The sequence below is a fragment of the Spirillospora sp. NPDC127506 genome (assembly GCF_040302145.1).
GTDB lineage: Bacteria > Actinomycetota > Actinomycetes > Streptosporangiales > Streptosporangiaceae > Spirillospora.
In genome coordinates, this window is the sequence record NZ_JBEORG010000052.1 from 32,202 (window position 1) to 42,385 (window position 10,184).

The 10,184-nt window shown below is 74.4% G+C and carries 10 protein-coding genes; 6 read left to right on the forward strand and 4 right to left on the reverse strand.

Annotated features, from left to right (window positions below; all coding sequences use genetic code 11):
• The first annotated feature begins 12 nt into the window (after positions 1-12).
• Positions 13-1,731 carry a sensor histidine kinase gene (locus tag ABTW95_RS31785; protein ID WP_500228244.1) on the forward strand — a complete coding sequence of 573 codons (1,719 nt, stop codon included), beginning with the start codon at positions 13-15 and terminating at the stop codon, positions 1,729-1,731.
• 12 nt (positions 1,732-1,743) lie between these two features.
• Here the strand turns inward: ABTW95_RS31785 and ABTW95_RS31790 are convergent, their stop codons facing one another.
• The 3 genes from ABTW95_RS31790 to ABTW95_RS31800 are packed head-to-tail and all read right to left on the reverse strand — an operon-like array spanning position 1,744 to position 4,161.
• Entirely contained in the window at positions 1,744-2,253 is a 510-nt protein-coding gene (locus ABTW95_RS31790) for a mycothiol transferase (protein ID WP_500228245.1), read from the reverse strand.
• 10 nt (positions 2,254-2,263) lie between these two features.
• Positions 2,264-3,508 carry a sensor histidine kinase gene (locus ABTW95_RS31795; protein ID WP_500228246.1) on the reverse strand — a complete coding sequence of 415 codons (1,245 nt, stop codon included), beginning with the start codon at positions 3,506-3,508 and terminating at the stop codon, positions 2,264-2,266.
• On the reverse strand, positions 3,505-4,161 hold the full coding sequence (locus tag ABTW95_RS31800) for a response regulator transcription factor (RefSeq protein ID WP_396450662.1): 657 nt from the start codon (positions 4,159-4,161) through the stop codon (positions 3,505-3,507). The genes ABTW95_RS31795 and ABTW95_RS31800 overlap by 4 nt, the downstream gene beginning before the upstream one ends.
• Before the next feature lie 166 nt (positions 4,162-4,327).
• Between ABTW95_RS31800 and ABTW95_RS31805 the strand changes: the two genes are divergently transcribed.
• The 4 genes from ABTW95_RS31805 to ABTW95_RS31820 are packed head-to-tail and all read left to right on the forward strand — an operon-like array spanning position 4,328 to position 7,783.
• The gene (locus tag ABTW95_RS31805; protein ID WP_500228247.1) at positions 4,328-4,864 is read left to right on the forward strand and encodes a hypothetical protein; all 537 of its coding nucleotides are present in this window, start codon (positions 4,328-4,330) and stop codon (positions 4,862-4,864) included.
• The gene (locus ABTW95_RS31810) at positions 4,864-5,907 is read left to right on the forward strand and encodes a peptidoglycan-binding protein (protein WP_500228248.1); all 1,044 of its coding nucleotides are present in this window, start codon (positions 4,864-4,866) and stop codon (positions 5,905-5,907) included. The genes ABTW95_RS31805 and ABTW95_RS31810 overlap by 1 nt, the downstream gene beginning before the upstream one ends.
• Positions 5,904-6,593, forward strand: a complete 690-nt coding sequence (locus tag ABTW95_RS31815) for an ABC transporter ATP-binding protein (RefSeq protein WP_396450668.1) — start codon at positions 5,904-5,906, stop codon at positions 6,591-6,593. Before ABTW95_RS31810 ends, ABTW95_RS31815 begins: the two co-directional genes overlap by 4 nt.
• Positions 6,590-7,783 (forward strand): ABC transporter permease, encoded by a 1,194-nt coding sequence (locus ABTW95_RS31820; protein ID WP_500228249.1) that lies wholly within the window; start codon positions 6,590-6,592, stop codon positions 7,781-7,783. Before ABTW95_RS31815 ends, ABTW95_RS31820 begins: the two co-directional genes overlap by 4 nt.
• On the opposite strand, the gene ABTW95_RS31825 is transcribed toward ABTW95_RS31820, so the two are convergent.
• A complete protein-coding gene (locus ABTW95_RS31825) occupies positions 7,784-8,902 on the reverse strand; it encodes an FAD-dependent oxidoreductase (protein ID WP_500228250.1) in 1,119 nt (372 codons plus the stop codon). It lies immediately after the preceding gene.
• A gap of 64 nt (positions 8,903-8,966) precedes the next feature.
• On the opposite strand from ABTW95_RS31825, the gene ABTW95_RS31830 reads away from it, so the two are divergent.
• Entirely contained in the window at positions 8,967-9,548 is a 582-nt protein-coding gene (locus ABTW95_RS31830) for a TetR/AcrR family transcriptional regulator (protein ID WP_500228251.1), read from the forward strand.
• The last annotated feature ends 636 nt before the right edge of the window (positions 9,549-10,184 follow it).

The window sequence follows — 10,184 nt, forward strand, 5'->3', positions numbered from 1 at the left end:
AATACTGGCGGTGTGAGTGAGGACTCCCGCTCCGGGGCGGAGCGCGCACGGCTCGTCCTGCCGGAGCTGAAGCTGGACGATCTGCTGGCCGAGCTGCACACCCGGCTGGAGGCGGCCCGGTCGACGCGCGACCGGGTGCACGCGCTGCTGGAGGCCGTGGTCTCGATCGGCAGCGAGCTGGATCTGGCGACGGTGCTGCGGCGGATCGTGGACGCCGCGACCACCCTGGTCGACGCCCGCTACGGCGCCCTCGGCGTCATCGGCGAGGAGGGCGAGCGGCTCGTCCGGTTCGTCACGACCGGGGTGAGCGACGAGGAGATCGAGGCGATCGGGCACTGGCCGCACGGCGACGGCATCCTCGGCCTGCTGATCCGGGAGCCGCGCGTGCTGCGGCTGCCGGACCTGACCGAGCATCCCGCCTCCTCCGGCTTCCCGCCGAACCATCCGCCGATGCGGACGTTCCTCGGCGTGCCGATCCGGGTGCGCGACGAGGTGTTCGGCAACCTGTACCTCACCGAGAAGGCCGGCGGCGGCCCCTTCGAGGAGGAGGACGAGGTCGTGGTGACCGCGCTGGCCACGGCCGCGGGCGTCGCCATCGAGAACGCCCGCCTGTACGAGGAGGCGCGGCGCCGCGAGCGGTGGCTGGAGGCGTCCGCCGAGATCTCCACCACGCTGCTGTCGGGCACCGACCCGCACGACGTCATCGACCTGGTCGCCCGCCGCGCCCGCGAGATCGCCGACGCGCGGGTGAGCAGCGTGACGCTGGTCGACGAGGCGGCCGGGGAGGCCGTGCTGGAGGCGGCCGACGGCGAGGGGGCCCACCACCTGCGCGGCAAGCGGCTCCCGCTGGAGCGGTCGGTGTCGGGCCGGGTGTTCGCCGACGGGGCGCCGCTGCGGCTGGCCGACGGCGCCGCGGCGGTGCGGGAGGCCGGCGCGCCGACCGGACTGCCGGTCGGGCCGCTGCTGGTGGTGCCGCTCGGCACCGGCGCGTCCGCGCGCGGCGCGATCACCGTCATCAACCCGCCGGGCGGCGCGCTGTTCTCCGAGGGGACGCAGCGGCTGCTGGAGGCGTTCGCCGGGCAGGCGGCGGTCGCGCTGGAGCTGGCCGACCGGCGCCGCGACACCGAGCGGCTCGCGCTGCTGGAGGATCGCGACCGCATCGCCAAGGACCTGCACGACACCGTCATCCAGCGGCTGTTCGCGACAGCGATGACGCTGATGGCCGCCATCAAGATCACCCAGAAGGCGGAGGTCGCGACGCGGGTGCAGCGCGCGGTGGACGACCTGGACGACACGATCCGGCAGATCCGCTCCACCATCTTCGCGCTGCAGGCGCCGCCGGACGAGAAGTCGCTGCGCAGCCGGGTCCACAAGCTGATCGACGACGCCGCCGAGCGGCTCGGGTTCGCGCCGTCCGTGCGGCTCGCCGGGCTGCTGGACACCGCCGTCGACGAGGCGATCGGCGAGCAGCTGCTCGCGGTCCTCCAGGAGGCGCTGTCGAACGTCGCCCGGCACGCCCGCGCCTCCGAGGCGGCGGTGGTCATCGACGTCGGCGAGGACCTCACGCTGCGGGTCGAGGACGACGGCGTCGGCATCCCCGAGGGCGGCCGCCGCAGCGGCCTGCGCAACATGCGCGAGCGGGCCGAGGACCACGGCGGCTCGTTCGGCACGCGTCCCCGGCCCGGCGGCGGCACGATCCTGGTGTGGCGCGTCCCGCTGAAGGACGCGTAGCGGTCGCGGCGGTCAGCCCCGTTCGAGCAGGCCGCGGATGTAGGCGGCCTGGCCCGCGTGCTGCAGGTCGTCGGAGAGCACGCTGATCAGGCGGACGCCGAGGGTGACCGGCGGGTCCCACGAGCGGTCGACGATGCGCTCCAGGTCGGGGTCGGTCACCGTGGACACGTACTTCACGGTCCGGTCGTGGACGGCGTCGTAGTAGCCCGTCAGCAGGCCGGACGACTCGACCCGGACCGAGGCGACCTCATCGGAGGTGTGCCCGTACCCGGTGTCGGCCGGGTCGAGCGGGAGCCCGAACCGGTCGGCCCACCCGTCCTCGGTCCACGCCTGCGCGGTGCCGGCGACATCGGCGACGTGGTCGTCCTGGATGCGGGTGAGGTGCCAGATGAGCCACGCGATGGAGTTGGCGCCCTCGGCGGGCCGGTAGGCGAGTTGCCGTGCGGTGAGCCCGCCGGCCGCCGCGTGGACGACCCCCTGGACCCTGCCGAACCCGTCGGTGAGCAGTTGCGCACTGGTCATTGCAATGACGCTACCCGGATCGGGCCGAGTCTTTCAGCCCCGGCGCCGCATCGCCGGCGGCGGGCGTCCGGGACGGCAGGCGGACGGTCACGGTGAGGCCGCCGCCCGGCCGCGGGGACGCCGTCACCGTGCCGCCGTGCGCCGTCGCGGTCGCCCGCACGATCGACAGCCCGAGCCCGGCGCCGCGGTCGGACCGCACCCGGTCGTTGCCGAGCCGCCGGAACGGCTCGAAGATCGTCTCGACCTCGTAGCCGGGGACGACCGGTCCGGTGTTGGCGACGGCGATCTCGGCCCACCCGTCCCGGCCGCGCGTGGTGACCGACAGGTCGCCGCCGTCGTGGTTGTGCCGGATCGCGTTCTCCACGAGGTTCTGCACCAGCCGCTCCACCAGCACCGGATCGCCGGACGTTGGCGCCGGGCCGAGCCGCCGGTCGGTGGTCACGCCCCGCGCCCGCGCCTCGGGCCCGGCCTGCTCCAGGACGTGCCCGGCGACGTCCGCGAGGTCGAGCGGCGCCGCGTCCGCCACCGCGTTCTCGGTGCCGGCGAGGGTGAGCAGCCCGTCGATCAGCCGCTCGTGCCGGCCGTTCACCACCAGCAGCGACTCGCCGAGCCGCTTGACGTCGTCGGTGGCGTCCGGGCGGCGCACCGCCACGTCGATGAGCGTCCGGTTGATGGCGAGCGGGGTGCGCAGCTCGTGCGAGGCGTTCGCGACGAACCGCTGCTGCCCGTCGAACGCCCGGGCGAGCCGGCCGAGCATGGTGTCGAAGGTGTCGGCCAGCTCCTTGACGTCGTCGCGCGGCCCCTCGTAGGAGATCCGCTCGGTGAGGTCGTGGCTGCGCGCCACCCGCCGCGCCGTGTCGGTGATCGCGTGGACCGGGCGCAGCGCCCGGTCGGCGAGCAGCCAGCCGAACCCGAGCCCGGCCGCGCCGACCAGCCCGAGCGCGATGCCGCCCTGCGTCAGCAGCGCGTTCAGCGTCTCCCGCTGGTAGTCCTCGCGCCCGGCGACCAGCACCCGCTGGACGTCGGCCCGCGACGGCTCGCCGGGGACCGCGACGACCCGCGACGAGCCCGCGGGGGCTTCGGTCCCGGCGGTGAACAGCCGGTCGGGGGGCTCCGCCTGCCGCTGGAGGTTGTTCTGCACCAGCAGGTACGTCAGGCCCAGCAGGACGATCCCCGTGCCCACGAACAGGCCGGTGTACAGCAGGGTCAGCCGCATCCGGATCGTCGGCCGCAGCCGCTCGGCGAGCCTCGTCATGGGATCCGGTACCCCGCTCCCGGGACGGTCTCGATGACCGGGGGATCGCCGAGCTTGCGGCGCAGCTTCATCAGCGTCACCCGGACGGTGTTGGTGAACGGGTCGGTGTGCTCGTCCCACACCTTCTCAAGCAGCCGCTCGGCGGACACGACCGCCCCGTCCGCGCGCAGCAGCTCGGCGAGCAGCCCGAACTCCTTGCGCGCCAGGTGGACGTACCGGCCGTCCCGGTACACCTCCCGGCGGGACGGGTCGAGCCGGATCCCGGCGCGCTCCAGCGCCGGGGGCGCCGCCGGGCGGGAGCGCCGCCCGAGCGCCTGGACCCGCGCCACCAGCTCCTCGAACGCGAACGGCTTGGTGAGGTAGTCGTCGGCGCCGAGCCGCAGCCCGTCGACCCGCGCCGGGACGGTGACGGCGGCGGTGAGCATCAGCACCCGGACGAGCGCCCCGGACTCCACGACCGCGCGGCACACGTCGTCGCCGTGCACCACCGGGAGGTCGCGGTCCAGGACCAGCACGTCGTAGTCGTTCACGCCGAGGCGCTCGAGCGCGGCGTCCCCGTCGTAGACCACGTCCACGGCGAGGGCCTCGCCCCGCAGCCCCTCGGCGATCGAATCGGCGAGCATCCGCTCGTCCTCGGCGATCAGTACCCGCACGTCCGCCGTCCCCTGTCCAGCTCCGTCTGCCTGCCGGCCCAGCTTGGGGGACGGGGCGTAACGCGGGCATAACGCGATCCGGTTACGCCGGGGTTACCGGTGCGGCGCTGGACTTGCGGTCGCCGCCGGCGGACCGGCCGGCGGAACCGACCAGGGAGACCGACCCATGCGACGACAGACGCTCGCGGCGCTGGCCCTCGTCCCCGCCCTCGCCTTCGGGCTGCAGGCGTGCGGCGGCGACGGCGGCGCCGGGGCGGGCGGCACCGCCAAGGCCGCCGGTGACGACGAGAAGCTGCGCGAGTTCGCCCGGTGCATGCGCCGGAACGGGGTGGACATGCCCGACCCGAAGGGCGGGCGGGTGGAGATCCGCGCGTCGGCCCGGCCCGGCGCGTCCGGCGGCCCGAAGGAGAGCAGGGAGGTCGAGGCGGCGCAGAAGAAGTGCGCGCACCTGATGCCGAACGGCGGCAAGCCGAGGAAGCCCAAGCCGGAGGAGGTCGCCAAGCTGCGCACGTTCTCCAAGTGCATGCGCGACCACGGCATCGGCGAGTTCCCCGACCCCAAGCCCGACGGCGGGCTGGTGCTCAAGGCCGGTCCCGGGACCGGCATCGACCCGGACAGTGCGGCCTACAAGGCCGCGCAGAAGGCGTGCGGCCGGTTCCAGCCGGGCGGGATGGGCCTGACCAGCAGGAAGGACGAGGACTAGTGGCCAGGGCGCGCACCGTCGTCCTCGGCGCCGCCGGGGCGGTCGTGGTCGGCGGCGCCGGCCTCGCGACCGCCGGCCTCGGCGGGGGCGGCGAGCCGGCCGCCGCGCGCAGCGCGCTGCCGCCGGCGACCGCGACGGTCGAGCGGACGACCCTCGTCGAGACCAAGGACGTGGACGGGACGCTCGGCTACGGCAGCACGCGCACCGTCACCGGCGCCGGGCACGGCACCCTCACCTGGCTGCCCGCACCCGGGAGCGTGATCTCCCGCGGCCGCCCGGTGTACCGGGTCGACGACGAGCCCGTGCCGCTGCTGTACGGGAGGCTGCCGCTGTACCGGACCCTCACCCCGGGAAAGGAGGGCGCCGACGTCGAGCAGCTCGAACGGAACCTGCGCGCCCTGGGCTACGCCGGGTTCACCGTGGACGACGCCTACAGCGCGGCCACCGCCGCGGCGGTGAAGCGCTGGCAGAGCGACCTCGGCGTCGCGCAGACCGGCCGGATCGCGCCGGGCGCGGCCGTCGTCGCGCCCGGCCGGATCAGGGTGGCCGAGCGCAAGGCCGGTGTCGGCGACCGGGTCGGCGGACCCGTCCTCACCTGCACCGGCACGAGCCGCGTGGTGAGCGTCGACCTCGACGTGCAGTACCGGCGGCTGGTCAGGAAGGGCGCCGGGGTGAAGGTCGAGCTGCCGTCCGGCGACACGGTGAAGGGCGAGGTCGCCTCGGTCGGGAAGGTCGCCGAGGAGGGCAAGGAGGGCGAGCCGGCGACCGTCGAGGTGGAGATCTCCGTCGGGTCGCAGAAGTCGCTCGGCTCCTACGACAAGGCGCCCGTCACGGTGAGCCTCACCGCGAACCGGCACCGCGGCGTCCTCTCCGTGCCGATCGGCGCGCTGCTCGCCCGGAGCGACGGCGGCTACGCCGTCCAGGTGGTCGAGAACGGGCGGGTCCGCACGGTGCCCGTGGAGACCGGCGTCTTCACCGGCGGCCGCGTCGAGATCTCCGGATCCGGCGTGAAGGAGGGCATGAGGGTGGGGGTGCCCTCATGAGCCCGGTGGTGGAGCTCCGCGAGGTCACCAAGACCTACCCCGGCGGGGTGACCGCGCTGGACGGCGTGTCGCTGGCGGTGGAGGAGGGGGAGCTCGTCGCGATCGTCGGGCCGTCCGGGTCCGGGAAGTCGACGATGCTGCACCTGCTCGGCACGCTGGACCGGCCGAGCGCCGGCACCGTCCTCGTCGAGGGCACGGACGTGTCGGGGCTGCCGGACCGGCGCCTGTCGGCGCTGCGCGCCCGCCGGATCGGGTTCGTCTTCCAGCAGTTCCACCTCGCCTCCGGCGTCAGCGCGCTCGACAACGTCGCGGACGGGCTGCTCTACGCGGGCGTGCCGCTCGCGCAGCGGCGCCGCCGCGCCCGCCGCGCGCTGGAACGGGTCGGGCTCGGGCACCGCCTCGGCCACCGGCCGCACCAGCTGTCCGGCGGCGAGCGGCAGCGGGTGGCGATCGCCCGCGCGGCCGTCGGCGAGCCCGCGCTGCTGCTGGCGGACGAGCCGACCGGCGCGCTGGACTCGGCGTCGGGCGCGGGGGTCCTGGACCTGCTGCGCGAGCTGTCCGGCGGCGGCACGACCGTGGTGCTGATCACGCACGACCGGGACATCGCCACGCTGCTGCCCCGCCAGGTGCTGATGCGCGACGGCCGCGTCGTCCGCGACGGCGCACGAGCGGAGGCCGCGCCGTGAACCCCGAGACCCCGCCCCGGCTCGGCCCCGGGGACGTGCTCCGCGTCGGCGCCGCCGGCCTTCGGTCCCGCCCCATGCGGGTGTTCCTGTCCGCGCTCGGCATCGCGATCGGGATCGCCGCGATGATCGGCGTGGTCGGCATCTCCACGTCCAGCCGCGCCCAGCTCCAGGCCACCCTCGACCGGCTCGGCACCAACCTCCTCACGGTCGGGCCCGGCCGTGACTTCTTCGGCGCGGACGCGAAACTGCCCGAGGCGTCGGTGGGCATGGTGGCACGGATGCCGGACGTCGAGTCGGCGTCGGCGACCGGGAAGCTGGACGACGTCAGCGTCTACCGCAACGACCACATCCCGAAGGGGGAGACCGGCGGCATCGCCGTGCTCGCGGCCCGCCTCGACCTGCCGCGGACGGTGGGCCTCAAGACGGCCGCGGGCACGTGGCTCAACGCGGGCACGGCGAAGTACCCGGCCGTGGTGCTCGGCGCGGAGACGGCCGACCGCCTCGGCGTGGCGGCGCCGAACGTCCAGGTGTGGCTCGGGTCGCAGTGGTTCACCGTCGTCGGCATCCTCGAACCGAACGAGCTGGTGCCGGAGGCGGACTCCGCCGCCTTCGTCGGCTGGGACGCCGCCGTCGCCCGCCTCGGCTTCGACGGCCACCCCACGACCGTCTACACCCGCGCCCGCGAGGACGCGGTGGAGAAGGTGCGGAACCTGCTCGCCGCGACCGCCGACCCGCAGGCCCCGACCGAGGTCGAGGTGAGCCGCCCGTCCGACGCGCTCGCCGCCAGGAACGCCACCGACCGGGCGTTCACCGGCCTGCTCCTCGGCCTCGGCGGCGTCGCGCTGCTGGTCGGCGGCGTCGGGGTCGCCAACACGATGGTGATCTCCGTGCTGGAGCGCCGCGCGGAGATCGGCCTGCGCCGCTCCCTCGGCGCGACCCGCGGGCAGATCCGCCTGCAGTTCCTCACCGAGTCGCAGCTGCTGGCGGGGCTCGGCGGCGTCGGCGGCGTGGCGCTCGGCATCGTCGTCACCGCGGTCTTCGCGGTGACGCAGGGCTGGCCGACCGTCGTCCCGGTCTGGGCGATGGCGGGCGGCGTCCTCGCCACCCTGGTCATCGGCGCCGTCGCGGGCCTCTACCCGGCCGTCCGCGCCGCGCGCCTCGCCCCGACCGAGGCCCTGGCCGCGCCGTAGTCACAGGAAGTCGCTGATCTGCGCGAGCCAGCGCGTGTAGTAGACGCCGGCCAGGCCGTCGGGGAGGAGGCGGGTGACGAACGAGGGCAGCCGGTTGATGTCCTCCCGGCCGGCGTGCCGGGCGACGATGCCCGCCCCGCGCGAGCGCTTCCGCTCGTACTCGCGCAGGGCGGCGGGCACGTCGCCCGGCACCTCCCTCAGCACGGCCGCGAGCATCCACGCGTCCTCCAGGGCCTGGTTGGCGCCCTGCGCCCGGGTCGGCGGCATCGAGTGCGCCGAGTCGCCGGCGAGGGTGACGCGCCCGCTTCCCCACGTCTTCGGGACGCGGTGGCGGTAGTGCGGGAAGAGCTCCACGTCGCTCTCCCGCAGGGCCGCCAGGACCTCCGGCACGGGTGCGCACCAGTGCCCGAACCGCCGCCGGATCTCACCGAGCGGCTCGGTGAGCGGCGGATCGTCCGGCGACCAGGGCATGTCGAACCACCACTGCAGCAGCCCCTCCCCGGCGGGCATCAGCCCGCAGCTCCCGGCCCTGCCGGTGATCATCAGCCCGGTGCGCGAAGAGACCACGTCGATCGGGATGGGGCCGAGCCCCTGCCACGTGCCCCAGCCGCTCGGCTCGGCCGGATCCCCGCTCCACAGGTGGTCGCGGACGACCGACCGCCGCCCGTCGGCCCCGACCAGCAGGTCCGCCTCGGCGGTCGACCCGTCCGCGAACTTGGCCCGCACCGTCTCACCGCCCTGGAAGACGCCGGTGCACGCGCGGCCGAACTCGATGACGCCGTCCGGCAGGGCGTCCGCGAGCCGTTCCAGCAGGCGCCTGCGCGGCAGGCAGACGTGCGGATGCCCGTGGACCCGCGCGGCCCGCCCGACGTCGATGGCGACCAGCCGCCGCCCGCCCTCGTCCCACTGCTCCAGGACGTCGATCGGGGCGCCGGCGCCCTCCAGCGACACCCCGAGATCGCGCAGGATCCCGGTCCCGTTGCTCCACAGCGTCACGGCCGCGCCGCCGGTGCGCAGCCCGTCCGCCGCCTCGGCGACGGCCACCTCGTGCCCGTCCGCGCGCAGGGCCACGGCCGCGGCCAGACCCCCGATCCCCGCACCGATGACCAGTGCCCGCACAGCGCCTCCTCAGCTCGTTATCACTACGATGTTAGTACTAATCTCCTAGTGGTAACGTTGCGGGGTGCCCCCACCGCAGAACCTGGAGCGCCGCCGCGCCCTCGCCGACGCCGCGATCGAGGTGCTGGGCCGCTCGGGGATCCACGGCCTGAGCCACCGCTCGGTGGACGAACGAGCGGGCCTTCCACCGGGGACCGCGTCCAATTACTTCCGCAGCCGGGACGCTCTACTCCAGGCCGCCGCCGACCGCGTGATCGAACTGCACAAGCAGGACATGGCGGCCGCGGCGAACGGAACCCCGCCCCCGATCGACCGCGACATGCTCGTCGAGCTGATCGCCCTGTCCCTCCACCACGCGGCCACGGAGCAACGCGTCCGCTACCTGGCGATCTACGAACTGACCCTGGAGGCGACCCGCCGCCCCCACCTGCACGATGCGCTGGCGCAGCTAGCGGAACCCACCCTCGACTTCACCGTCCAGATGCACCGCGACCTGGGCCTCGAAACTTCCCGGGAAAAGGTCCGGACGCTGATCACCCTCTACGGCGCGGCCCTTTTCGCCCTGGTGACACGCCCGCCCGACACACTCACCCTAGAAGAAGCCAGAACCCTGACCAGGGCCATGGTGGACGGCACCCTGACCTGACCATCAGAGCCCCAAAAGCCGAAACCAACCACAAAAGCGGCGTGAGAATCGCCCACCTCGCACCGCAACACAAAAGACGCCCAAACAACCGCGGACGTCTCTCTCAGACGAGGACGAACAAACCCCTCGAACCAGCCCGAGCAGCAACATTGACTGAAGCGCCCACACCGGACAGGCACGCGGAAGCCGCTCCAGCGCCCGCACGACCGCAGACGCCTTTTGGATGAGCGCAGTTCACACTCTCTCGGATCAGCCCCGAGCCGTGGTGCAGAGCCCGAAGCGACGCCCACGAGGTTCCGGGGGCGCCCTCTGGACGAGCACGGCCACGGACAGGCACACGCAGGGGGCACTCCAGCGCCCACACGAACGCGGACGCCTTTTGGACGAGCGCAATTCACACGCTCTTGGACCAGACCCGAGCCGGGGCGCAGACCGAAGCGGCGGCCACGGGCAGGCACGCGGAGGGCGCTCTGCGCCCGGAGCGGGCATGCCCGGCGACGCAGGCGACCGCAGCGACGCCGCGCACGCCCGTCACAGGCAAGACAGACCGCAACAGCGGCGCGAGGATCGCCTGCGTCGCTGACGGGATGCTTCTATGGTTGTCAAGCGGTGGCGGGTGGAGCGTTGTGTGTTGTG

Excerpts from the sequence above, each read along its gene's own strand:
- ABTW95_RS31790 (WP_500228245.1), bottom strand. The coding sequence starts at position 2,253 with ATGACCAGTGCGCAACTGCTCACCGACGGGTTCGGCAGGGTCCAGGGG.
- ABTW95_RS31795 (WP_500228246.1), bottom strand. The coding sequence starts at position 3,508 with ATGACGAGGCTCGCCGAGCGGCTGCGGCCGACGATCCGGATGCGGCTG.
- ABTW95_RS31805 (WP_500228247.1), top strand. The coding sequence starts at position 4,328 with ATGCGACGACAGACGCTCGCGGCGCTGGCCCTCGTCCCCGCCCTCGCC.
- ABTW95_RS31815 (WP_396450668.1), top strand. The coding sequence starts at position 5,904 with ATGAGCCCGGTGGTGGAGCTCCGCGAGGTCACCAAGACCTACCCCGGC.